Source organism: Niveispirillum sp. FG148 (assembly GCF_057809655.1).
On the sequence record NZ_JBMDKJ010000001.1, the window covers coordinates 156,844 to 182,267 of the forward strand.

Annotated in this window: 16 protein-coding genes; 6 read left to right on the plus strand and 10 right to left on the minus strand. The window is 65.6% G+C overall.

Annotated features, from left to right (window positions below; all coding sequences use genetic code 11):
• Positions 1–52 precede the first annotated feature (52 nt).
• Positions 53–1,492, minus strand: coding sequence for a serine hydrolase domain-containing protein (locus ACODTW_RS00690; RefSeq protein WP_488943938.1), 1,440 nt, complete (start codon positions 1,490–1,492; stop codon positions 53–55).
• 152 nt (positions 1,493–1,644) lie between these two features.
• On the opposite strand from ACODTW_RS00690, the gene ACODTW_RS00695 reads away from it, so the two are divergent.
• Positions 1,645–2,748 carry an NAD(P)/FAD-dependent oxidoreductase gene (locus ACODTW_RS00695; protein WP_488943939.1) on the plus strand — a complete coding sequence of 368 codons (1,104 nt, stop codon included), beginning with the start codon at positions 1,645–1,647 and terminating at the stop codon, positions 2,746–2,748.
• Positions 2,749–2,752: 4 nt separating this feature from the next.
• Here ACODTW_RS00695 and ACODTW_RS00700 read toward each other — a convergent pair whose 3' ends face one another.
• Positions 2,753–4,240, minus strand: coding sequence for a M81 family metallopeptidase (locus ACODTW_RS00700; protein WP_488943940.1), 1,488 nt, complete (start codon positions 4,238–4,240; stop codon positions 2,753–2,755).
• A gap of 170 nt (positions 4,241–4,410) precedes the next feature.
• Between ACODTW_RS00700 and ACODTW_RS00705 the strand changes: the two genes are divergently transcribed.
• Both ACODTW_RS00705 and ACODTW_RS00710 read left to right on the plus strand, forming a co-directional pair.
• On the plus strand, positions 4,411–6,234 hold the full coding sequence (locus ACODTW_RS00705; RefSeq protein ID WP_488943941.1) for a CocE/NonD family hydrolase: 1,824 nt from the start codon (positions 4,411–4,413) through the stop codon (positions 6,232–6,234).
• The gene (locus tag ACODTW_RS00710; RefSeq protein WP_488943942.1) at positions 6,234–7,571 is read left to right on the plus strand and encodes an MFS transporter; all 1,338 of its coding nucleotides are present in this window, start codon (positions 6,234–6,236) and stop codon (positions 7,569–7,571) included. Before ACODTW_RS00705 ends, ACODTW_RS00710 begins: the two co-directional genes overlap by 1 nt.
• Positions 7,572–7,584: 13 nt before the next feature.
• On the opposite strand, the gene ACODTW_RS00715 is transcribed toward ACODTW_RS00710, so the two are convergent.
• The 8 genes from ACODTW_RS00715 to ACODTW_RS00750 all read right to left on the minus strand — a co-directional run bounded on the left by ACODTW_RS00715 (position 7,585) and on the right by ACODTW_RS00750 (position 19,292).
• Positions 7,585–9,108 carry a hypothetical protein gene (locus tag ACODTW_RS00715; protein WP_488943943.1) on the minus strand — a complete coding sequence of 508 codons (1,524 nt, stop codon included), beginning with the start codon at positions 9,106–9,108 and terminating at the stop codon, positions 7,585–7,587.
• Positions 9,105–10,409: an MFS transporter gene (locus ACODTW_RS00720; RefSeq protein WP_488943944.1), complete on the minus strand. Its 1,305-nt coding sequence runs from the start codon at positions 10,407–10,409 to the stop codon at positions 9,105–9,107. Before ACODTW_RS00720 ends, ACODTW_RS00715 begins: the two co-directional genes overlap by 4 nt.
• A 14-nt stretch (positions 10,410–10,423) precedes the next feature.
• Positions 10,424–11,605: a DUF3089 domain-containing protein gene (locus tag ACODTW_RS00725; RefSeq protein ID WP_488943945.1), complete on the minus strand. Its 1,182-nt coding sequence runs from the start codon at positions 11,603–11,605 to the stop codon at positions 10,424–10,426.
• A gap of 37 nt (positions 11,606–11,642) precedes the next feature.
• On the minus strand, positions 11,643–12,944 hold the full coding sequence (locus tag ACODTW_RS00730) for a glycoside hydrolase family 1 protein (RefSeq protein ID WP_488943946.1): 1,302 nt from the start codon (positions 12,942–12,944) through the stop codon (positions 11,643–11,645).
• Positions 12,945–12,983: 39 nt separating this feature from the next.
• The gene (locus ACODTW_RS00735) at positions 12,984–14,585 is read right to left on the minus strand and encodes an AMP-binding protein (RefSeq protein ID WP_488943947.1); all 1,602 of its coding nucleotides are present in this window, start codon (positions 14,583–14,585) and stop codon (positions 12,984–12,986) included.
• A 25-nt stretch (positions 14,586–14,610) separates the two neighbouring features.
• Positions 14,611–15,318, minus strand: coding sequence for a TetR/AcrR family transcriptional regulator (locus ACODTW_RS00740; protein WP_488943948.1), 708 nt, complete (start codon positions 15,316–15,318; stop codon positions 14,611–14,613).
• A gap of 69 nt (positions 15,319–15,387) precedes the next feature.
• The gene (locus ACODTW_RS00745; protein WP_488943949.1) at positions 15,388–17,010 is read right to left on the minus strand and encodes a carboxylesterase/lipase family protein; all 1,623 of its coding nucleotides are present in this window, start codon (positions 17,008–17,010) and stop codon (positions 15,388–15,390) included.
• A 32-nt stretch (positions 17,011–17,042) separates the two neighbouring features.
• On the minus strand, positions 17,043–19,292 hold the full coding sequence (locus ACODTW_RS00750) for a TonB-dependent receptor (protein WP_488943950.1): 2,250 nt from the start codon (positions 19,290–19,292) through the stop codon (positions 17,043–17,045).
• A gap of 253 nt (positions 19,293–19,545) precedes the next feature.
• On the opposite strand from ACODTW_RS00750, the gene ACODTW_RS00755 reads away from it, so the two are divergent.
• The 3 genes from ACODTW_RS00755 to ACODTW_RS00765 all read left to right on the plus strand — a co-directional run bounded on the left by ACODTW_RS00755 (position 19,546) and on the right by ACODTW_RS00765 (position 25,167).
• A complete protein-coding gene (locus ACODTW_RS00755; protein WP_488943951.1) occupies positions 19,546–21,348 on the plus strand; it encodes an acyl-CoA dehydrogenase in 1,803 nt (600 codons plus the stop codon).
• A 68-nt stretch (positions 21,349–21,416) separates the two neighbouring features.
• Complete coding sequence (locus ACODTW_RS00760; protein ID WP_488943952.1) at positions 21,417–22,670, plus strand: TetR/AcrR family transcriptional regulator; 1,254 nt, start codon at positions 21,417–21,419, stop codon at positions 22,668–22,670.
• Positions 22,671–22,830: 160 nt separating this feature from the next.
• Complete coding sequence (locus ACODTW_RS00765) at positions 22,831–25,167, plus strand: Orn/Lys/Arg family decarboxylase (RefSeq protein ID WP_488943953.1); 2,337 nt, start codon at positions 22,831–22,833, stop codon at positions 25,165–25,167.
• The last annotated feature ends 257 nt before the right edge of the window (positions 25,168–25,424 follow it).

A 25,424-nucleotide genomic window follows, 5' to 3' on the forward strand; every position in this document is an offset into this window, starting at 1 on the left:
CGCAGGCGCCGGGTCCTGCCCTACCCACGGTCAAACTTTTTGACCGTGGGTGTCACAGCGCGGTGGCGGTGAACACGCTGCCATAATAGGACATCAGCATCTGACGCTTGGTGCCCGTGCCCTGGAAACGGAACCGGTGTTCGTCATCCAGGCTGGAGACGAAAAGGTCCCCGCCCTGATAGCGCAGCGGCAACCCTTCCTCGTCCCCCGCCTGGGCGCCGAAGGCGACGTAAAGGGCGCCATCGCGGAAGAAGAACCGCATCTGGTCCACCGCGAAGCGCAACTCGCCCACCTCAAAGCGGCCGGCGAAGCGTTTGGCCTCCTTTTCCGTCAGCGGCTTGTCGACGGCGACCGGCTGCGGCAGCCCCAGGACGGCACGCGCCACCTTCTGTTCCACCGACACGATGGAAAGCGGGCTGCCTTGCAGGTTGGACAGGATGACGATGGTTACGTCATCGTCGGGATAATAGGCATATTGGGAAGAGAAGCCGAAAATATCGCCGGGATGACCCAGCTTCCGATGCCCTTCGAATTCTGTGACGGCCAGGCAGCCCATGGAATAGGGCAGCAGGGTGCCGCTGGACAGCCGTTCCCGCTGCTGGATCAGGTCGCGCACCTGCAGGGTGGTCGGCCCGTCGCCGAACACCCCGCGGCGATAGCGCAGCATGTCATCAACGGTCGACTGCACGGCCCCCGCCGCAAAGGGCATCAGCGGGTCATAGCGGGGCGCATTGCGCAGTCCGCCCCGGCTGGCCATATAGCCATGGGCGCGCTGCTTGATCACGGCGCCCCAGCCTTCCATCGAACTGCGCGCCATGCCGAACGGCGAGAACAGGTTGCGGGCCAGGTAATCCGCGTAAGACTGGCCGGACACCTTCTCGATCACCAGTCCCAGCAAATAGATGCCGGAATTGGTGTAGCTCCAGCGCGTGCCGGGGGTGAATTGCAGGGGCAGGTCCTTGAAGGCGGCCACCACCTCTTCCCGCGTGAAGGGCTTCTGGCTGTCGCGCGGGAAGCCTGGGACATCCAGATAGCCGATCAGGCCGGAAGTATGGTCGGCCAGATGGCGCAGGGCCAGTCCCGCCACCGGTGGCGACAGGCCGTCCACGTAGCGGCCGACCGGATCGTCCAGGCCCAGCTTGCCCGCAGCGACCAACTGCATCAGGGCCAGACCCGTCATGGTCTTGGTCACCGACCCGATGGGGAAGACATGGTCGGGCGTTGCCGCCACGCCGTTCTCAACATCGACCAGACCGAAGGCGCGGCGATAGATCACCTGACCGCCCTGTTCCACGGCCACGACCATGGCAGGAAAGCCGCCCTTGCGCATGGCGCTGTCGATGATGCCGTCAATGGCGGCGGATCGGTCATTGACGCTGGTCGCGGCCGCTGCCACGGGGGCGGTGCTGGCCATGGCGGCGGCCCCGGCCATGCCCATCAGGAAGCGACGTGAAAGGGCAGGAACGGAGGGCGAGAGCGGTTTCGTCGTCATGCATCTTCGCTTTCAGGCTGCCCCCTTTGATGAAAGGGGCTTGTGTGGAGTTAAAAACTGAGTATGAGATCATATTTAATTTATGACTTTGTCAAGCCACTCCTGTGCTGTGCCAGGATGGGGCCGCCACCCTTGAAGAGTACGCGACCATCATGACCCTTATCACCTGCGACTTTCTGGTTATCGGCGCCGGCATGGCCGGCCTTTCCGCGGCCGCCCTGCTGTCCGGCCATGGTGACACCTGTGTTCTTGAGCAGGAGGAGCATCCGGCCTATCACGCGACCGGGCGGTCGGCGGCCATCTTCGTGGACAGTTATGGGGTGGGGCCTGTCCGGGCCTTGACGGCCTACAGCCGGACCCTGTTCACGCAAGGCAGCGTGCCAGGGGTGGATATGGGGCTGTTGAGCCCGCGCGGCCTGCTATATGTCACCTTCGACGATGTCGGACAGGCGGCCTTTGCCGAACTGGACTACCTGCCCCGGCTGACCCCGCAGGAGGTGGTGGCGCTGCTGCCAGCCCTGAAGCCGGATCGCCTGCGCTGGGCCTACCATGAGCCGACAGCCCGGGACATGGATGTCCATGGCATGCAGACGGCCTATCTGCGGCACCTGCGCCGGCAGGGCGGGCGGCTTTTCACCGCCGCTGCCGCCCGGGCGGCGCGGCGGGTGGGGGCCGTGTGGCAGGTGGACACGCCGGCCGGCACCTTTCAGGCCCCCTTCATCGTCAATGCGGCCGGTGCCTGGGCCGGCGAGGTGGCGGGGCTGTTCGGCGCCATCGATCCTGGTCTGGTTCCCAAGCGGCGCAGTGCCGCCATCATCGACGGGCCGACCGGTGTTGATGTCAGCGGCTGGCCGATGGTGGCGGACATGGAAGGACGGTTCTATTTCAAGCCGGAAGGGGGAAAGCTGATGCTGTCCCCGGCAGAGGCGGAACCGACTCCTCCGTCTGACGCTTATGCCGACGACATGGCCATCGCCGTCGCGGCCGACCATTTTCAGAATGTCACGGATCTGGAGATCACCCGCGTGCAGCGCACCTGGGCCGGCCTGCGCACCTTCGCGCCGGATGAACAGCCCGTGATCGGTTTCGATCCGGCAGTGCCGGGGCTGTTCTGGCTGGCCGGGCAGGGGGGCTTTGGTATCCAGACGGCACCTGCCGCCGCCGCCCTGGCCGCCGCGCTGATCACCGGCACTGATCCGGGGTTCGATACCGGCGGCTGGCTGCCGCTGGTATCACCCGCCCGGTTCCGGGACTGACCCGTCAATCCGGCCCCGTCACGGCCCATGGCTCCTGTCCCACGGGGTCCAGGGGCCAGCGGGGGCGGATGACGGCGCGATAGGGATAGGCGGTCAGGTCGGTCTGCAGACTGCCCGGACCATCCAGATACAGCACCCGGCGGGCCAGCGGCGCGAAGCCGGCGTAAAAATGCTGGCTGGACTTCACCACGATCAGGTCCTTGTCGGACAGGCTGACGCCCAGGCCGGTGAACAGGTCGGGTCCGCGCGCCTGGTCGCGTTCGCTGACCAGCACGATGTCGATGCCCCGGCCGCGCACGGCTACGGCGGCCCCCAGGGGGAAGGCCTCGCCCGCGAAATCCTGCGTCGCGGCCGGGTTCAGCCCCACCACTTCCACGGTCAGATCCACCGGCGCGCCGGACAGCGGCCCCGTCTTGCCGCCGATGCGCAGGGCCAACCGGGCGCCGATCCCCGCTTCCAGGGCGATGGCGACGGCCTGCGGGTCCCAGAGCGGACCAATGCAGGCCCCCTCTACCCCGCGCGCCAGCAGGTGGGCCAGGACAAAGGTGCTGTCGCCTGCGGCCCCGCCACCGGGATTGTCGGCACTGTCGGCCAGGACATAGGGCCCGGGCGCCCGGTCCTCCGCCCGCCAGGCCAGGGCTTTGTCCAGGCTCACCGTCGCACCGTCGGTCTCCATCGCCAGGGTCCGGGCCCGTCGCGCAAGAGCCGCCGCCAGCCGATCTGCCAGGGCCCCGTCACCATCGCAGGTGACCAGGGCGCGCGTGCCGAAATCCACCCCGTCGCCCCAGGGGAAACTGTGGATCAGGGAGACGCTGAGCGCGCGCCCGTCCTGTTCCATCGCCTGCATCTCCTGCACCAGCGCCCGAATATCGGGCCGGGAGGTGTGGAAGATGCCGATGGTGCTGCTGTCCCACAGGGCGGTGACGGGGCGGATGCGGCGGGCCTGCGTGGCCAGCAGCAGGTCCCAGACCTCCTCGGCCCGTTCGCGGAAATCCGTGTGCGGATATTCCTTATAGGCGACCAGGATGTCAGCCGCCCGCACCATGGCGTGGGAGACATGGGCATGCGGGTCGATCATGGCCCCGATGGCGCAGCCGGGGCCGGTCAGGTCCCGGATTCGCGCCAAAAGGTCCCCTTCGCAATCATCATAGCCGTCGGCCATCATTGCCCCATGCAGGTGCACGGCGACGATATCCACGGGTAAGGCTGCTGACAGCGCCGACAGGATGGTGTCGCGCAGCGCCTCATACGCGACGCGGGTGACCAGCCCGCCCGGATGCGCCCCGGCCGTAGGCCCTTCCACCAGATCCAGTAGCCCGTCCGCCGCCCGCCGCCGGCCGCCCAGCAGCAGCGATTCCGGGAACGGGGGCGCGCCATCGTCGCAACGCCCTGGCACGGAAAACCGCCCGCTGAAACTGCGCAGGCCCGTGGGCAGCGGGCCGAAGACATTGGTTTCCTGCGCCAGCCCGGCAACGAAAGCCCTGGGTGCCATGATGTTCCCCTTGCCAATTTATAAAAATGAGATCAGTCTCATTTATCGTAGGGGCCGGGACGACAATTGTCAAAGCTGCGCCCCGCTGAAGGCAACAAAGCCAAGGGAACAGGAAGATGAGGCGAGGGACGTCAGCGGCGGATCATGGAACCGCCAGACGCCGGCGAGTGGTGAAAAGTCTGATGCTGGGGGCGGCATTGCTGGCCGCCCAGGTGCCCGGTGCGGTGCCGACGGCCGCCGCCGCCGTGGCGGAACGGCCGGCCGGCTGGTCCGACCGCTCCTACTACCTGCCCATGCAGGATGGGGTGCAACTGGCCGTCAGCCTGTGGTTTCCCAAGACGATGGCCGCAGGCGGCCGTCATCCCGCCGTGCTGATCCAGACCCGCTATGGCCGCGCCAACCTGTACCAGCATGGCGAAGGCGGACGGTACGCGCGCCTTCTGGATGAAGGCTATGTCGTGGCGGTCGTCGACACGCGCGGCTCCACCGCCTCCTTCGGCGACCGCATGGTCGAACTGGGACCGGATGAAGTGCGCGACATGGACAGCCTGATCGCGCATCTGAAATCCCAGCCCTGGTCGGACGGGCAGGTCTTCGCCACCGGCGTATCCTACATGGCTGACACGGCCGATCTGGCGACGGCATCGCCCGCTGGTCTTTCCGGTGCTGTCATCCGGCAAAGCGATTTCGACGCCTATCTCAATCTCTTCATGCCGGGCGGGGTCGCCAACGACTTCATGATGGAATTGTGGGGCGGCGACACGTTGCTGCGCGACTATGGCAAGTCGCTGGACCCGAAGACGCCGCTGGATTGCATGGCGCGGGCGGAGGATTGCCCCAAGCTGTGGCCGCGTCTGCAGGCCACGGATGAGGACGGGGATTTCAGCCGCATGCGGGCGGCCATGGCGGCCCGGCGGCATTGGAAGCCGGATGATTATCGGCAGGCGGAATTCCGCGACGACAAGGGGGCGAATGGCTACAGCATGTTCGCCAGCAGCCCCGCTTCGCGCCTGGCCGGGATCGCGCAGCAGAAGGTGCCGGTGCAATATTGGGCCAGTTGGATGGATGCCGGCACAGCGGAGGGGGTGCTGGCCCGCTACCGATCCCTGCCCGGCGTGCCCATGGAAGTCTGGATCAGCCCCAACAGCCATGATGGGGAGCGTTTAAGCGATCCGTTCCTGCCCGACGATCCTACGCCCCGGCCTGCGCCCGAGGCGCAATGGCAGATGATGTCGCGGTTCCTGGCCGATGTGCGGGCCGGAACACCGGTGACGCGGGTCATCCATTATTATGTGCTGGGTGCGGGTGTCTATCGCACGACGGCAGAATGGCCGCCCGCCGATGTCAAGCGCGCGACCTTCCACTTTGCGCCCGGCAATGCGCTGACCCGGGGCATTCCCGGCGTGGCTGGCAGTGACAGCTACAAGGTCGATGATACGGCCACGACGGGGCAGGCCACGCGCTGGACGACACAGATCGGCATGCCTGCGGCTTATGGCGACCGCGCTTTGGCCGACGCCAGGCTGCTGACCTATACCAGCGCGCCCTTCGACCGGGACATGGAGATGGTGGGCACGCCGTCCGTGCGCTTGTTCGTGGCCAGCCGGACCGGCGATCCGGCCTTTTTCGCCTATCTCAGCGACGTGGCCCCGGACGGGCGCGTCACCTATCTGACGGAGGGCCTGTTCCGGGCCATGCATCGCGGCACCAGGGCCGTGGCGGGGCGCCTGCCCTATGTACAGGCCGAACCCGCCGTGACCTATAACCGCGCCGATGCGCAGCCGGTCCCGCCGGGACAGGTGGTGGAGGTGGCGTTCCCGACCTTCCCCGTTGCGGCCCTGATCCGCAAGGGTCACCGGCTGCGGATTTCCCTGGCCGGGGCCGATGCGGGCACCTTCCGCCAATATGGAAAGGGGGATGTCTGGACGATCGCCCGTACACCCGACCAGCCCAGCAGCCTGACCATCGACCTGCGCCCCTGGAGTGAGCGGTAATGAGTGTTTTGACTGCAACCGACCAGGCGCCAGGCAGCGCCTGGCCGTCCCCGCTGCTGGCTTGGTGGAGCCTGCTGGTCTTTTTCATCGTGGCGGTGCTGTCCTATTCCGACCGTCTGGTTCTGTCCTTGCTGGTCGATCCGATCCGGGCCGACCTGAAGCTGCTGGATACGGAGGTGGCGCTGGTCCAGGGCCTGGCCTTCGCCCTGATCTACTCCGTGGCGGGCCTGCCGTTCGGTCGCCTGGCCGATATGATGGCGCGGCGGCTGGTCATTCTGGCCGGCGTGGTGACCTGGAGCCTGTGTACGGCCGCCTGCGCCTATGCCGACGGGTTCGGCACCCTGTTTGCCGCCCGCATCGGGGTGGGCATTGGCGAGGCCGCCTTTGCGCCCGCCGCTGTCTCCATGATTGCCGACCTGTTTCCGCCGCATCGCCGTGGGCTGGCCATCGGCTGCCTGTTGACGGGAATGGCCGTGGGCAGCGGTGCGGCCATCGTCATCGGGGGCGGGTTGCTGGAATATGCCAATGGCGGGGGTCTGGCGGCCCTGCCGCTGATCGGCCCCTTGCTGGACGGGCTGGCACCCTGGCGGTCGGTCCTGCTGATATTGGGTCTGGCGGGTGTGGCGCCGGCGGCTCTGCTGCTGACATTGCGTGAGCCTGAACGTCGCGTGCATGCCGACGAGCCGACCCATATTCCCGACCTGCGCGCCGTGCTGAGGGAGTTTCGCAGCCGGGCCGGTCTGCTGCTGCCGCTCTATCTGGCCGTGTCGCTGATCTCTGCGGGGGATTTCGCCATCCAGAACTGGATACCGTCCCTGCTGACCCGCCGCTTTGGCTATTCCCCCGGCGACATTGCCGGATCGCTGGGCATCGCGTCGATCATCATCGGCGGGGCCGGGACCATTGCGGGCGGTCTGCTGAGTGACCGGCATGCCAGTCGCGGTGGCAACCGGGGGCGGCTGTCGGTTGCCATGCTGGCCGTGGCGGTCGGGCTGACGGGAGGATGCATTGCGCTGGCCGGCAGTGGCGGCATCGCCATCGCGCTGTTTGGCGTATGGATCTTCAATTCCTCCATCAGCGGCACTGTCGGCATCACGGTTCTGCAGAACGTGATCCCCAACCAGATGCGCGGGGTCGGGACGGCGCTGGTTTCCTTCTGCAATGTGATCATGGGGCTGGCCGTGGGCACGGCGATGACCGCCTTGTTGACGGATTACCTGTTCCGCGATCCACAGATGGTGGGCTGGTCCATGTCCATCGTGGCCCTGTCGTCGGGCATCGCGGCGCTGCTGCTGCTGCGCCGCAGCCGGGGCCTCACGCGGGCCGATGATTGCTGAGGACCGGGGGCTGTCAGGAAGCGGTCATCAGAAAACCGGTCAACTGTGCGAACATGCCGACCTGCCGGCAGAACGATCTGGCGTCGAAACGGTCCAGCCTTCCTGAAAAGGCCCAATAGGCGCCAAGATCACCCTGCAGGCCGTAGGTGGCCAGCCCCAGGGCTGGCCCGTGCTTGGACATGCCATACCAGAGCCCTTGCGACGCACCATGCCGGCCCGGCCGGCCCGGCGACCGGATGACAGCTGATCTGATATTATTGTCGATGGCGCCCTGCCGGGCGGCATCGATCATGGACGGATCGGCGCTTGAATAGATCCATGTCGGCAATGACCGTCCGCTTGGCCTGATCTCCTCGCCGTCGGCGACATATTCGATCTGGCCCATATGCTCCATGGCGACCAGGGCCACGACATGGCTGCGTGCATCGGGATATTTGGCGAAATAATCCTGCCCTTCCCAGCGCTTTTCAGCGCCCGGCATGAAGTGCCGGCAATCCAGTTCCAGAAGCAGGGTGCGAGGTCGGTCGCGGCGCGGAATGTTCGCGAAATAGCGGATGACAGCCAGCAGCCCCAGGGCGCCATTGTCCTGGCTGATCGACGGACCATCGGTGTGGGTGCGCAGCAGGATCTGCCGGTCCCTGTCAGTGCCATGGTCGCGGCCAGGCAGGCGGGCGACAAGCTGGTATGCCTGGGCGTCCTGTTCCACCCCCTCGACGCGGATGCAGGCCTGGGCGCCTGCCTTGGTGTCCGCGATGACCTGATCGCCGCTGCTGCGGTCCAGATAGAGCGATGGGAAGCCATAATGGTCGGGCACCGGGAAAGTATACAAACCCGCCGCGGACGCCCGGTTCAGGTTGGTGGCGAAGATTACCCCGGCGGGCTGTCTTGCTGCGATCTCGCGGACGAAGGTGGACGTGGCGGTCATTTCGTCCCAGACCACGGGGGAGATGGAGCCGGTGCCATCCTGGGCCTGGGGAACGGTACGCCCCTCCACCGGCCAGCTGTCGAAGGGGGTTGTGTCCTCATAGTCGCTGTTGCTGAAGGCGCTGCGCAATTCGGGCCGGGGGACGGGGCGGAAGACGACGATCCGCCCCGTCACATCGGGCTGGGCAATCGGGTCCCAGAGCAGCAGAGGTGCCGTCACACCCGCGGGTCCGGTGAACCCGCAGCTGGCGCCGTAATTTGATGCAGGGATGGCGCGACCGTTCGAAACCAGACCCCATCGGCTGTCGTCCGGCCAGATGCTGCTTTCGCGGCGCGTGAAATTCCAGGCGGATCGCTGGATGTCGACACAGCCGAATGCCGCCAGTCGTGTTTCCAGGAACGTCATGAAGTGCTGCCAGGATGCATTGCCGGTCAGGGCCGGGCCCATTTCGTCCTTGATCCTGTGCCAGCCGACGGCCTCTGCCTCCGACAGGATCCATCGCTTGTTCACCTTGGTCAGCCAGGACCTGGTTCCGGCAAGGGCCTGGAAGGCCGGCAGCGTCGCGCCGGCGCACAGTCCCAGCATCAGCTCTCGTCGTGTCGCCCGCATCATGCCTTGCTCCACGCGGTAGCGCGGCTGGCGCGCCGGCCAAGCGCCACGACGCAGAAGAATGACACGGCGCACATGGCACAGAGGTAGAGGGAGATGGACAGGGTCGACTGGTAATGCGCGTAAAGCGCCGTGGCGATGATCGGTGCAAAGCCGCCGCCGACCACGGAACCGACCTGATAGCCCAAGGACGCGCCCGAATAGCGCACATCGACTGGGAACAGTTCCGCGAACAGGGCCGCCTGCGGCCCGTACATCATGCTGATGAACAGCATCTCCACGGCAATGGCCAGGATGATCAGCGGCGTCGACGCGGTTTCCACCAGCGGGAACAGGGCGAAGGCCCACAGCCCGCTCAATACCGCGCCGATCAGGAAGATGCCGCGCCGCCCGTACCGGTCCGACAGGCCGCCACAGATGATCAGTACCGGCAGCATCATGCCGCTGGCCGACATCACCGCCAGCAGCATGGTCTCCCGCGCGATGCCCAGGGTCGCGGTGCCATAGGCGACGATATAGGTGATGGCCATGTAGAAGCAGGTGTTGTTGGCGACAAAGGCGCCGCCGGCCAGCAGCACATCGGGCAGATGGTCGCGCAGCACCTTGGCCAGCGGCAACTCGCGGTCCTGATCGGGCCTGGTGGCGGCGGTCCGGTCGAATTCGTCCGGTTCCTCCAGTCGCCGCTGCACATAGGTACCGATCAGCACCAGCACCACCGACAGTACGAAGGGGACCCGCCAGCCCCAGGACTGGAACGCATCGGACGACACTGTCTCGCTGACCAGCAGAAAGACGGTGTTCGCCAGCACCAGCCCAACGGGCACGCCGATCTGCACGAAGCTGCCATAGAAGCCGCGCCGGTGGGCGGGGGCGCTTTCGATGGCCATCAGGGCAGCCCCGCCCCATTGCCCACCCACCGACAGCCCCTGGGCAAAGCGCAGCACCACCAGCGCCAGCGGTGCTGCCACGCCGGCCTGCGCATAGGTGGGCAGCAGACCGATGCCGGTGGTGGCAATGCCCATGATCAGCAGGGCGATGGACAGGGCCTGCTTGCGGCCGTATCGGTCGCCCAGATGCCCGAAGACGATGCCGCCCAGGGGTCGCACGATGAAGCCGACCGCAAAGGTGCTGAAGGCGGCGATCTGCGCCGCGAAGGCTGGCAGGTCGGCTGGAAAGAACTGTGAAGGAAACACCAGGGCGGCGGCGGTGCCGTAGATGAAGAAATCATACCATTCGATGGATGCCGCGACCCCGGCCGTGGCCGCGACCCTGGTGGTGGAACTGCTTGATGCTGTCGCCGTCATGGTCTGCCCCCTTCTCAGCGCTTGGCGGCGGTAAAGGCGGCGGCCTGACGACCCACCACGTCGACCAGATCGCCAATGGCGATATGCATGTCGATGCGATGCAGCCCCCAGTCGGGGAAAGGGCGGCCATTCACGACGACATCGCCCGGGACATCCTGCGTGCGCGCATCGTCCTTGCCCGCCTCCACATGCACGGCCAGATAGCTGTTTGGCCCGTCGGTGACGCAGCGGGCACTGAGCAGGCCGGGCGTGGTGACGAAGGGGGTTTCAATCCGCTGCCCGTTTTGCGTCCAGGCAAAGCCGGCCTGCGCCCAGGCACCAAAATCGGTCTGGAAATAACTGCGCAGCGGTGCCGAGCCGCCGCCCAGGCTGGCGGGATTGCTGCAGAGCGCGTGGGCATTGGGGAAGGCCTGCATGGTCATCGGCTCCACCCCCCGCCCGAACAGGCCGGCGCTGGTGGGCGGCACATTGTCCCGGAAAGACACGTAGGAGATGACACAGCCGGTCTGGTCAGCCGCACGGCAGGCCGGGATATGCTTCAATGACCCGCCGACATCCGCACCATCGGGCACGACGACGTTGGTGCCCGGCAGGATGGCGGACACCAGCTGCTTTTGCACCGGCTTGCCGTCGATCTCCGCCTTGATCAGGGACAGCAGCACAGCCGCCCCCTGGCTGTGTCCGATCAGGACGATTCCGCGGCCGTTATTGTCATGCGCCATATAGTGGCGCCAGGCGGCCAGCACGTCGCCATAGGCCAGGGCACGGTCAGCCGCCGGGCCGGCGCCGCCATTCATGCGGGCATGCAGGGATGTCAAGGTGGCCTGCCGGTACAGCGGCGCGAAGGTGCGGCACTGGGCCCCGAACCGGGCGAACTGCACCTGGGCCACGAAGGTCTCTTCCCGGCCGGCATTCAGGTCGCTGTTGCCGCCGGGATCGGTCGACACGGTGGGATAGACATAGAAACAGTCGATGGCGGGGGTCGCCGCCGGCCTGAACTCCTCCCGCGCCATCTCACCATTGGCCCGGATGACGGTGGCGGACAGATCCTGCGCACAGGCGTCGTTCCGGCCGGGCCGGCACAGCCAGCTGCTGTCGACGCTGTAATCGGCCGGGGCTGGCGTTTCCGCCTGCACCGGGATGAAACCCGATGCCAGGGCCGCGCCCAGCAACAGCCCTTTTCCCACTTTACGCATGGCGCTCTCCCTGTTTCGTTTTCCGGGGCTTGTGCCCTTAGTTTGCCTCGATGATCCCGGCCAGATGGCGGGCGCTGGGCTTGGGTGTGCGGGTGAAGCTGTCGCGATCGACAGAAACCAGCCCGAAATGCTGGCCGTATCCCTGCGTCCATTCGAAATTATCCAGCAGTGACCAGTAGATGTAGCTGCGCACATCGATACCGTCGCGCAGGCACTGCTCCACCTCCGCCACGGTGTCATCCAGCCAGGCGATGCGGCGGGTGTCGTCATCGGTGGCGATGCCGGTTTCGGTGACATGGATGGGCTTGGCCGTTTTCGCAGCGGCCAGCCGGATCACCGATCCCAGGGCCTTGGGGTAATATTCGTACCCGGCCGCCGTCATCTCCACCCCGGCGGGCGGCGCCATCGGCCCCTTGGCATCGACGCGGATGCGGGTATAGGCCTGCACGCCGATGAAGTCGCTCTGGTTCACCGCGTCCCACCAGCCGCCATAGAGCGTGGCTTCCACCTGCGGGGCCAGACTGTCCGCGCCCACCGCTTCCACGGCCTGGGTCGTCAGCGTGACGCCAACGGGGAAATCACCGGGGCCGGCCTTGATCGCCTGATAGGCCTTGGCGTGGGCTGCCAGCAGGTTGGGTTCGATCCGGTCGGGGTCGGCAAACAGGATGGAGGAGAAGGCTGGCGACCCGGTGGCGCGCGCCGCCGCCTCGATCATTCGGGTCCGCCTGGCGCGATGTTCGGGCGTGGCGGACAGGCGGAAGACCTTAACCAGCAAATGGATATTGGCCTCGTTGAAGGGCGACGCCATGCCGATCTGATCGCCCAGCGCACGCGTGGCGCGTTCGCAGAAGCGGGCGAACAGGTCGGCACTGTCCGGTGCCTCCCACCCGCCGCGCCCGGCGAACCACAACGGCACCGTGAAATGGTTGTAGGTGACGATGGGCAGCAGCCCATGGTCCCGGCACGAGGCCAGGACCCGGGCATAATGATCCAGCTCCGTCTGGCTGAACCGCCCTTCCTCCGGTTCGATCCGCGCCCATTCGATGCCGAACCGGTAGCAGTTCAGGCCGATGGCGCGGGCGATGGCGAAATCCTGCGCATAGCGGTTATGGCTGTCGCAGGCGGCACCCGACGGTTCCTTGTAGACCGTCTCCGGCAGGTGCTCCAGCAGCCAACTGTCGGAATTGGTATTGTTGCCCTCGCTCTGATGGGCGGAAATGGCCGAGCCCCAGAGGAAGCCCTTGGGCATCGGTCGGCGCGATGCACCCCTTGCCAGGGAGGGGCGGAGTGTCGTGGCCATGGCCAGTCCCGCCAGCATCTGGCGGCGTGTCGTCCTCATCTGATCCTCCCTGGCTATTTTTATTGGGAAACCCAGAAATCAGCCGTAGTCGGCACGCAGGCGCGTCTTGTCGATCTTGCCCGTGGCGGCCACCGGCATGGCGCCGACCCGCACGACGGCATCGGGCAGCCACCAGGAGGGCACGCGCGGCCGCAGGGCGCCCAGCAATGTATCGTCCGCGATCTCCGCCCCCTGGCGCGGCTCCACCACCAGCACGGGGCGTTCCCCCCATCTGGCGTCGGCCCTGCCGATGACGGCAACCTGCGCCACATCGGCCAGGGCGCCGATAATGGCTTCGATCTCGCCCGGATTGATCCATTCGCCGCCCGACTTGATCAGGTCCTTGGCGCGGCCGGTGATGGTGACATTGCCCACATCATCAATGCTGGCCAGATCGCCCGTATCGAACCAGCCACCGGCGTCGACAGCCGGTTCCCGCTGCCCGAAATAGCGCTGCACCACGGCGGCACCCCGCACCCGCAGCCGCCCCTCCCGGCCGCGCTGTTGGGGCAGGGCGACCCCGTCCGCGTCGGTCAGCAGCAGGTCGACGCCCAAGGCCGGCCGGCCCGACTGTGACGCCCTGCGCAAAGGCGCCGTCGGTGCCGCCGCCGTGCCCAGGGGCGACAGTTCGGTCATGCCCCAGCTGGTCTGGACGACGACGCCCAGGCGCTGTTCCAGCCTGTCCATCAGTGCCTGCGGCATCGCTGCCCCGCCCACCATCACGCGGCGCAGCGACGGCGTTTGCCCGCCCGTCCGGTCCAGATGGTCGGCCAGCCCCAGCCAGACGGTGGCCACGCCGGCCGCCACGGTGACACCTTCGCGGTTGATCAGGTGGGCCAGGCTGGCGCCATCCTGATGGCGGCCGGGCAGGACCAGCTTTGCACCCGCTGCTGGGGCGGAGAAGGGGAAGCCCCAGCCATTGGCATGGAACATGGGCACGGCGACCAGCACGCAGTCGCGTGCGGTCAGGCCGCAGGCATCCGCCTGAAGCTGGTGGACCGTGTGCAGATAATTGGACCGGTGCGTGTAGGTGACGCCCTTGGGCGCCCCCGTGGTGCCCGACGTGAAGCACAGGCCGGCGGCCGCATTCTCATCCACCCCGCCCCAGGCGACGGCATGGCCATGGGTTGTCAGAAGATCGGCGTAATGCCAGGACTGGGCGGGGCCGCAATCGGGCAGGGGGCCGGACATGCCGGGTTCGTCCAGCACCACGATATGCTGAAGTGAGGGGCAAAGTCCGGCCAGATCCCGCGCCAGGGTCGTCAGGTCGGGGCTGACGGCCAGCACACGATTGCCGGCCTGATGGATCATCGCGGCCAGATGCGTCGGCGACAGACGCGGGTTCAGCGTGTGACAGACGATCCCGACCCCGACGGCCCCGTACCAGCATTCCATATGCGCCTGACTGTTCCAGGCCAGCAGGCCCAGATTATCGCCGGTCCCCAGGCCCAATGCCTGCAAGGCACCGGACAGCAGGCGGGCGCGGTCGCGCAGCGCGGCATAGCCGATCCGGGCACCGGTGCCGCCGCTGCCGGCCGTCACGACCTCCGTTGCGCCATGCCACTTGGCTGCATGGTCGATGAAACGGTCCAGCGTCAGCGCATAAGGCTGCATGGCGCCGGGGGGCAAGGGGCTGGTCATGGTGCTGCGTCGCTCCCACGGGGCGCTAGGGGGATGTCTTGCGTTTCCGGGCCGCTTCCTCCCGGCAGATGGCTTCAAATCCGGCGGCCATGAATTTGGCCATGTGCCGCCGGATGGAGACGAAATCGTCGGAGGAGCAGAGGCCGTGGGACAGTTCGTCCAGACGTCCGGTGCGCGCCATATTGTGCGTCATGGCCCCGGATACGAAATGGTAGCCCCAGAAGATCGTCTCCTCGTCGCAGTCGGGCATGGCCCTCTTCAACAGATCGATCAGGGCCAGGACGACCGGATTGAAATATTTGGTCATCTTTTCCGCACCCCAGCCGGCGGCGCTGTTGGCCTGGGCCGCGATCTTGCCGAAGGCCCGCCACTGGTCGGTTTCCTCGATCTGTACATTCAGGTCGGCATCGATCCAGGCCGCCAGCGCCCCTTCGACCGTGATCCTGTCCCCGACCTCCTCGGCGTAGCGCCGCATGGATTCCAGGCGGTTGCGGGCAGAGATCGGCGCCTTGCGCGCCCATACAGCCTCGCAGATGCTGTCCTTGCCGCTGAAATGGTAATGGATCAGCGTCGAACTGACGCCGACACGGGCCGCCACATCCTTCAAGGTGAAGCCGTGATAGCCGAACTCCGCAAAAAGTTGCTCGGCCGCGTCCAGGATGCGCTCGATGGACTCTTCCCGGACGCGGGCCTTGTGGTTCTTGCTGCGGGTGGGCTGTTCAACGTTGCTCATGATACTCCAGACTCCCGACTTGACGCCGCTTGCGGGACGGATACCGGACCGTCCCACACCCAAGTAGGGTTAAAAGGCAGAGAACCCGATGTCGAGCCGCCAGGCGCGCCCCTGACGGTGCCGATCCTCCACAACCGCATCGGCAAAGGCGAAGGCAGGGGTCAGCGGGCCACGCCGGGCGGAAGGCCGTGTTTCAATATCCAGATAATCGCCCTGGCCCGGTACATAACGCGGCCAGGGGGCCACCCTGTCGTTGCCGGGAACACCATCGCGGACGAAGGACAGCCAGTAGCCCATCATCGCCGACGACAGCCGGGCCTCATCCTCGCTCAATGGCGGCCGCGGCCAGTTGGGGCCCAGGGCCGCGTCCGCGCCGACCTGGCCGAAGATGTAGGGCAGTTCGCTGGCATGGAAGGCGGCCAGCTTGCGTTCCCGCTGTGCCGGCGTGCTGTGCCGGAAATAATAGAGGAAGGCAGGCTGTCCCGCCGCCGCCTGCTGCCGGGCCACATATTGGGCGGCCCAGCCGTAAAGCCCGTCGCGGATGGAGGCGGCGGCATCCCCCTTCGGATCGTCGCCGGGATAGATCGCCAGGAAATCGGCGGCGCGGTTACCGAAGCGCTGGCGGATATCCGCCTGATACGCCTCCTTCGTGTCGGGCACGTTCTTCGGCATCAGGAAGGGCAGGGACCGGATCTCCCCTTCATTGAAGCCGGCCAGGACGGCGACCTTTGCCTGTTCGCCACGGGCGAACGTGTCGGCCAATTGCCGTTTCAGAATGACCCCGTCGATCACCGGTTCCGGTGCCCAGCCTGTGGCCAGACCGGCCTTGAACAGGGTGACCAGATCGGCGGCACGCAGCGATGCCGCATCCGTGACCCCCGCCAGCCTACCCAGGGCGTCACCTTGCGCTTCGGCGGAGGGAAGGCCCAGCGTCTCCTCCCGCAGAGCACGGTATGCCGGCATATAGCCGCTCTGCGTGATTGCGGCACGGAACAGGCCCTTGGCCTGCGGGCTGGCCATCAGGGCGATGGTGCTGAGCCCGCCGGCGGATTCCCCCGCCACGGTGACCTTGGCAGGGTCCCCGCCAAAGGCGGCGATGTTCCGCTGGACCCAGCGCAACGCCTCGATCTGGTCCAGAAGGGCGTAATTGCCGGACAGCCCTTGCGGTGATTCAGCACTGAGTGCCGGGTGCGCCAGGAAGCCCAGTAATCCCAGCCGGTAATTGATGGAAACGAAGATCACGCCCTGTTGCGCGATCTTCGTGCCGTCATAAAGCGGTTCGGAACTGCTGCCGCCCAACAGCGCCCCGCCATGGATCCAGACCATGACGGGCAGGTCCCTGGCCCCCGCCGGTGCCCAGACATTCAAGGTCAGGCAATCCTCCCCCATCGGGGCCATGCCGCCATAATAGAGACTGGTGGGGACCGGTGGTGGCTGCAGACAGGACTTGCCGAAATTCGTCGCGTCCCGCACGCCGGACCAGGGCTGTGCCGGGACAGGGGGACGCCAGCGTCGCTCCCCCGTCGGCGGTTCCGCATAGGGGATGCCCTTGAAGGCGGTCACGGCGGCGTCTGACGTCACCGTACCCTCCAGCATGCCGCCGGCCACACGGACCTGCGGGCCGGACGCCGCCAGTCCTGTCCCGGTCCAGCCGGCGATGGCTGCGGTCAGGCAGAGCCCGGCCATCGCCATCCAGGTCCGCTTGCGGACGGATATCGGCACCGTCACCACAGGCTGTACCCCAGCCGGATGCCGAAGGTACGCGGCCGCGTCACGGCATAGCGGCTATAGACGAACGCTTCGGGATGCACATAGGTGACGGCGTAGCGGTTGGTCAGGTTCTCCCCATAAAGGGTAAGGGTCAGATCGTCGAAGGTGATGCCTGTCTGCATGTTGAACAGCGTATAGGCATCGGTGCTGTCATAGGTCGGCCGTGGCACCGTCGGCTTGCCCGGCGTGTTGGGGAAGCCGACGGGAAAGGAGCCGACATGCTGGATCTGGAAGCTGGTGAAGGCGGGCCTGTCGTTGAACATGGTGTAGCTGTAGGTGCCGAAGAACGATCCCTGCAGGTGCGGCGAGGCCAGCCGCGAACCGTCCACGGCACCGGAAATCTGCGCTTCCTGCGTTGACAGCTTGGTCACCTTGGCATTGTTCAGCGCGCCGTTCAGTCCCAGCGTCAGCCGGGAGACCGGTCGCAGCGTAATCTCCGCTTCCAGACCCTTGCTGACCGCCTTGCCGATATTGGTGGCGAACTGCACGCTGTCGGAAACGCGGTTCGCCTGGACCTGCAGGTTCTTCCAGTCGATATAATAGGCGGCCAGATTGGCGGTCAGCTTGCCATCCAGCCAGGTGCCCTTGATCCCCGCTTCGTAATTGGTCAGGTCGTCGGAAGTCGCACCGGCCGGGATGACCAGATCGCTGGGGCTGACGGTGCTGACGCTGCCGGCGCGGACATTGTAGACCGGCGTGCGGTATCCCGTGGACACAGTTGCGTACAGGGTCATGTTCCGTGCCGGTTCATAGGACAGGCTGGCCTTCCATGACGATTTCTCGGCCGACGGATAATCCCTGGTGACCGGTGCGGTCTGCACCAGGGTCAGGGGGCCGCGGATGCCACCAAGCGCATAGGTGAAATAGGCCGAATTGAAGCCCGACACCACGTCCACATCGGTCTTGTATTTGCCATAGCGCAGGCCGCCGATGGCGGACAGCTTGTCGGTGATGTGGAAGGTCAGTTCCCCGAAACCAGCCAGCTCATAGGACGTGGCATCCGTCACGCTGGAATAGAAGGTGCCGTCCGGCATCAGGCCGGTGATCCCGCGGGCCGCCAGGAAGGCGGGCCGCGATGCCTGGCGTGCGTCCAGGAACTGGTCACGGTGCAGATAATAGCCGCCGACCGTCCAGTCGAACCGCCCGCCGGTTTCCGAGACCAGGCGGGTTTCCTGCACGAAGGTCTTCCAGATGCCGGTATTGAACAGGTCATAGGGAATGGCCAGGTTGAAGGTACCCGACAGGTCGACGTCGAAATGTCCCTTCTGGTGCCCATAGCTGCTGGAACTGGTCAGGTGCGCCCAGTCGAAATCATAATCCAGCGTGGCATTATACTGCTGCGTCTCGGACGTATAGAGGTCCGGCATGGTGGTGTAGCGCTTGCGCTTGCCCAGTGACGGCGTCACCAGGGAGGCATCCTGGGGCTGGCTGTCCTCGTAAAGCGCCATCAGCTTCAGACTGAGCCGCTCTGTGGGCTGCCACAGCATGACCGCCCGGCCGCCCCAGCTTTCCAGGGTGTTGGCGTTCTTCTTGCCGGTGCCCGTATTCTCGACATACCCATCCTCGTGCCGGTAGAAGCCGACGACCCGCAGGCCCAGCTTGTCTTCTACCAGCGGCACGTTCAGCATGCCGTTATAGCGCTGGCGCAGCCCGTCGGAGGCGGGCGAGTAGGCCTCGTCGACGGACAGCGCCTTGTCGGAACGGGTCAGGTCGGGGCTCTTGGTCAGGATGCGCAGCGCACCCGACAGGGAGCCCGACCCGAACAACGTGCCCTGCGGCCCGCGCAGGAATTCCACCCGTTCCACATCGAACAGGCTGGGGTCCAGCGTCACCGAATTGCCGATGGTGGTCAGCGGCAGGTCGTTCAGATAGACGGTGGTCGTGCTTTGCAGCCCGGCATCATAGCCGTTGACCGAAATGCCGCGGGTGGTGACGCTGAGATTGTTGCTGCTGCGCTGGTCCATCACCACGCCCGGCGTCTCCTTGGCGATGCCCTCGACGCCGATAATGCCCTTCTGGGTCAGTTCCGCCTGGGTGAAGGCCGTGATGGACAGCGGCACGTCCTGCAGACGTTCGACGCGGCGGGTCGCCGTCACCACGATCTCTTCCAGCACGACCTTGTCGTTGGTCGGGGTCTGCGCGACAGCAGCGGACGCAGCCGCCAGCAGCGCCGTCACCGACGCCGTGCAAGCTAGGTTTCTCAATTTTTCCTCCCTGTTGCGGCGGCGTCTTGGCGACGCTTTGGCGCTAACGGATTGACGTTCTCATACCCTCTTGTGACCGTCAATACTGACTGACACGAAAGTCAGTATTAATTTTTGCATCAGACGCGTCCAGTGAAAAAATTGGTACGATTGATCAAAATATGTTGACCGGCGATACGGCCTGCCCTTAATCCATCCGCGAACCCAAGGGCTCTCTTGCTGCCCTTGCCGGAACCTGACAGGAGCGGTTGCCATGTCCCTGGTCGTGCATCGCCGGAACCTTGACTTCGTGCTGTTCGAGACCCTGGATTTCGACAAGGTGTTGGCGACGCCGCGCTTCTGCGCCTTTGACCGTGCCGCCATCAGTGCGGTGCTGGACACCACGCAGGCCATCGCAGAGAGGGATTTCCTGCCCTGCGCGGCCGATCTGGACGCGCAGGAGCCGCAATTCGTTGATGGCGGCGTGCGGATTGACGCGCGGGTGGGGCAAGCCCTGTCCGCCTGTGCCGAGGCGGGCCTGTTCTCTGCGGGGTTCGGCCATGACCTGGGCGGGCTGCAGATGCCGGCGACCGTCACCATGCTGATCAATGGCATCCTGGCGGCGGCCAATATCGGCATCGCCAATTACCAGCTGCTGACCGTGGCCGCAGCCAATATGTTGGCGGCGTTTGGTACGGATGAACAGAAATCGACCTACCTTTCCCCCATGATGGAAGGGCGCTGGTTCGGCACCATGTGCCTGTCAGAACCCCAGGCCGGGTCGTCCCTGTCCGATATCCGCACCCGCGCTGAACCGCTGGAGGGACGCCTGCACCGCATCACCGGCACCAAGATGTGGATATCCGGCGGTGACCACGATCTGACGGAAAACATCGTGCATATGGTGCTGGCGCGCCGTCCGGACGGGCCGCCGGGTGTGAAGGGCCTGTCCCTGTTCATCGTGCCGAAATACCGGGTTGGTGCCGACGGGGCGCCCGGTGCCTGCAACAATATCGCGCTGGCCGGCCTGAACCATAAGATGGGCCAGCGCGGCACGACCAACTGCCTGCTGAATTTCGGCGAAGGGGGGGATTGCCTGGGCTATCTGCTGGGCGAACCCCACCACGGCCTGGCCTGCATGTTCCACATGATGAACGAGGCGCGGATCGGCGTGGGTGCCAATTCGGCCATGTCGGCGCAGGCGGGCTATCTCTACTCACTGGATTACGCGCGCACCCGGCCGCAGGGCCGTCCCTTGCACAACAAGGATGCGACCACCCCACAGGTTCCCATCATCGACCATGCCGATGTGCGCCGCATGCTGCTGGCCCAGAAGGCGGCGGTGGAAGGGGCCCTGGCCCTGTCCTGCTACTGCACGATGCTGGTCGATCGGATGGCCACCACGACGGACGAGATGGAGCGCCGCGACCTGCACCTGATGCTGGAACTGCTGACCCCCATGGCCAAATCCTGGCCGGCCGAACATTGCCTGGAAGCCAACAAGCTGGCCATCCAGGTGCTGGGCGGCTACGGCTACACGCGGGAATATCCCGTGGAGCGCCATTACCGCGACAACCGCCTGAATGCCATTCACGAGGGGACCTATGGCATCCATGGCCTGGACCTGCTGGGCCGCAAGGTGCGGATGGAGGGCGGATGGGCCATGGACCTGCTGGTCCTGGAAATCGGCCAGACCCAGGACGTGGCGGAGGCCCAGGGCGGTTTCACGGCGGAGATCGATGCCCTGCATGCAGCACTGGCCGGGCTGGGTCGGGCCACCCGCGCCGTCCAGGCCTGCGCCGATGTGGAACGCGGCCTGGCCAATGCCACGCTCTATCTTGATGCCAGCGGCCATATCGTCATCGCCTGGTTGTGGCTGAAACAGGCATTGGCGGCCGACAGGGCGCTGGCCACGCCGGCCGGAGCAGCCGAGGCCGATTTCTATCAGGGCAAGATCGCCGCCTGCCGCTATTTCTTCCGGTACGAACTGCCACGGGCCCTGCCCCTGCTGGGTGTGGTGGAACGGCTGGATAGCACGGCGCTGGATATGACCCCGGCGCAGTTTCTGGGATACTGAACCCTTCGGCACGGGGCTTGCGGTGCAGGGCGGCGGGACGGTAGCCTTCGGGCCGTCAAGGAAGCGCCATGGTCAGCATGACAGAGCAAGCCGAACCCGTGCCGCCCGCGCGCGGCCGGGGGGAAAAGCAGGAACGGTCCCAGCAGCGCCGCGCCCGCATGGTGGATGCCATCGTCACGATCATGGCAGGCCATGGCATTGCCGGTCTCACGCACCGCTTGGTGGCGCGGGAGGCCGGCGTCTCCCTGGCGGCAACCACCTATTATTTCGACGGCAAGTTCGACATGGTGGCCGCCGCGTCCGACCAGATTCTGCAGGGTTATGCGGAAACCTTCCGGCGGGCGGCCCGGTCCGGACACAACGGGTCCGTCCATCACTATGTCGTCCGGCTGCTGAGCAATGCCGTGGGCCGGGACCGCAAGGGGGCCCTCTGCTGGAACGAGATCGTGCTGGATGCGCCCCGCCATCCGGAAAGTCTGGCCCTGGCGCAGGCCTGGTTCGCTGACTTGCCGGCGGTGTGGCAGGAGATCGCGCGGACCACAGGTTCCCCCGATCCGCAGGCGACGGCGCGCTCTGCCATCGACGGCATGATCGGCCTGCTGCTGATGGTGCTGGCTTTGGGGTTGACGGAGGCGCAGGTCGCGGCCGTGCTGCTGTCCGGTGCTTCCCCCCTGGAAATCTGGGCGCCGCCGGCCCCCGCGACGGTGTCGCCGCTTACCAAACCCGGCCGCAAATCGGCGGAGACGCGGGGCCGGATCATTGCTGCCGCCATTGCCATCCTGACCAGTGAGGGCAGTGCTGCCGTCAGCTACCGCACGGTGGCTGATCAGGCGGGCTTGGCGCCGGCGGGGCCCGCCTATCATTTCCCCACCATGGACAGCCTGTTGGCGGCGGCCCAGGCGCAGCTGTTCGAGGAATCGAAACAGCGTTACCGCCTGGCCGCCGCCATGGAGACGGGACCGCACGACCTGGAAAGGCTGATCGACCGGACCGCTGTCGTGTTCCTGCGGGAGGTGACGGCCTTCGCCGACCAGAATCTGGCGAACATGAGCGTCTGGCTGGAAGCGTCGCGGCGACCGGAACTGCGCCCGATGATCTGGAACAGCATCGCCGATCAGATCCGTTCCTGGAAGCAGGTACTGGAACGGGTGGGCGCCAGGGTGCGTCCGCTGGATGCGATGCTGCCGCAATGTATTTTCTTCGGCAAGATGATCCGGCTGCTGGCCACCGGCTCTCCCATGCAGGCACTGGAGACGGTGCGCCGCGAATTCGCGGACGACCTGACGGCGCTGGCGCAACAACGCTACTGGCTGTCGCCCTGACGCCGACCGCCCATCCGGGGTTCCGCAGGCGGCCGCCGGTGCACATCACCTATCCCGATGTGATTTTCTTTGAAACTTCGTTTGCGATTGAGGGTGCGGCATGCTCCCCTCCTCACCCGCCATCGCGGTTTCATCTTTCAGTCCCACGGGAGCCACAGATATGGAATTCTTCCGCCGCTTCAATTTCCTGGTTTGTGCGCCCGCGTTCGAGGCGGACGAACTGGAGGGGTCGCGGCTGCAGGACATTATCGGCGAGGTGGAGCGGCTGGGCTTTGAAGTCACCAAGGCCCGCCGCATCGAGGATGCCGAACTGGCCATCCGCACCGATGCCGCCATCGGCTGCATGGTTCTGGACTGGGGCAAGCGCTGGTCGGAGGGCAAGGCGGCGGCCCTGATCTCCCTGGTTCGTGCGCGCGGGCTGGAAATGCCCATCGTGCTGCTGGTCCGGCGCAAGCGGCTGGAGGATATCCCGGTAGAGGTGATGCGGGAGATCGACGGCTATGTCTTCCTGGCCGAGGAGACGCCGCAATTCATCGCCAAGAACCTGATCAGCCGCCTGCGCCAATATGCCGAAACCCTGAAAACCCCCTTCTTCGGCGCCTTGGTGGACTATGCCGAGGAAGGCAACCAGATGTGGACCTGTCCGGGTCACAATGGCGGCATCTTCTATAGCCGCAGCCCTATCGGCCGCATCTTCGTCGAACATCTGGGCGAGGCGATCTTCCGCGACGATCTGGACAATTCCGTCGTCGATCTGGGTGACCTGCTGGTGCATGAAGGGCCGGCGCTGCGCGCGCAGAAGGAAGCCGCCAAGATTTTCGGGGCGGAGCGCACCTATTTCGTGCTGAACGGCACGTCGGCATCGAACAAGGTGGTGCTGGGCGCTTTGGTGGCGGAGGACGATCTGGTCCTGTTCGACCGCAACAACCACAAGGCCGCCCATCATGGTGCCCTGCTGCTGGGCCAGGGCACGCCGATTTTCCTGGAAACCGACCGCAACGCCCACGGCCTGATCGGCCCCATCGATTATGAGGCGCTGGACGAGGACAAGATTCGGGAGAAGATCCGCACCAACCCCTGGGTGAAGGACCCCGACGCCTGGAAGAAGCCGCGCCCTTTCCGCGTGGCCGTGATCCAGCAATGTTCCTATGACGGCACCATCAACAATGCCGATATGCTGGTCGAAAAGCTGGGCCCGCTTTGCGATTACATCATGTTTGACGAGGCCTGGGCTGGCTTCATGAAGTTCCACCCGCTGTTCCAGGGACGTTACGGCATGGGGGTGAAAAATCTGGGCCCCGACAGCCCCGGCATCATCACCACCCAGTCCACGCACAAGCAGCTGGCCAGCTTCAGCCAGGCCTCACAGATCCATGTGAAGGACAAGCATATCGGCGATATCGAACGCCGCGTCGAACATCGCCGCTTCAATGAAAGCTTTTTGCAGCACGCCTCCACCAGCCCGTTCTATCCCATCTTCGCCTCGCTGGATGTCGGTGCGCAGATGATGAAGGGTAAGTCGGGCGAGGTGCTGTGGGACGATACGATCCGCCTGGGCATTGAGACGCGCAAGAAGCTGCGCGCCATCGCGCGGGAATTCATCGACAAGGAAAGCGATCCCGCCCGCCAATGGTTCTTTGACCCGTTTGTCCCGGACATCACCCGCTTCGATGGGCGCGACATGCGCTGGGAGGATGTGCCGACGGACGAACTGGCCCGTGATCCGGCGCATTGGATGCTGGAACCGGGGCGCGGTTGGCATGGGTTCAGCCATCTGGGCCCCAACTATGCCATGACCGACCCCAACAAGCTGACCATCCTGACGCCCGGTTTCGACCGCCGCACCGGCGCCTATCTGGAACAGGGCGTGCCGGCTCCGGTGGTGGCCGAGTACTTACGTGAAAACCAGATCGTGCCGGAAAAGAACGACCTGAATTCGCTGCTGTTCCTGCTGACGCCCGGCGTGGAAAGCGGCAAGGCCGGCGGGTTGATGAGTGCGCTGATCTTCTTCAAGCGCCTGCACGACGACAACGCCCTGCTGGACGAGATCATGCCCGATTTCGTACGCCGCCGGGCACCGCGTTATAATGGCGTGCGGCTGGGCGATCTGTGCCGCGACATCCATGCCTTTTACCGCGAGCATAATATCAGCGCCCTGCAGCGCGCCCAGTTCCGGCCCGAACATCTGCCGGAAATGGCCATGCTGCCGCACAAGGCGGCCAAGCAGCTTGTCCGCAACAAGGTGGATTTCGTCACCCTGGACCAGTTGCCGGGCCGCATCGCCACCACGCTGATGCTGGTCTATCCGCCTGGCATCGCCACCGTCCTGCCGGGCGAACGGCTGACGGAAGCGGCCATGCCCATGATCGATTACCTGAAAGTGTTCGAGAAGGGGGCCAACCTGTTCCCCGGTTTCGACAATGAAATCCAGGGTGTCTATCGCAAGCAGGACGCGGACGGGCGTATCCGGTTCTATACTTACGTTGTGAGGGAGTGAGACGGGTTTAGCAGGGTGCGGAAAAACCATTTCGCTGCTGCGGCCGGGCTATTTCCGGCAATCTGTCTTTCCTAATCTTGCCGCCCCCCTCTCCCTCGCGACGCGAAAGCCTTTTCCCGCACCTTGTTAGGTTGAAGTCCTCTCCACCGCCCCCCCCCTGGCGTAGGTCCGTAGGCGCTAACTTACCCCCTTGGAATAAGGTGCCTTCCCCGCGGAAGCGGGGAACAGGGCCCACTAGTGCCAACATTCAGTGCCTT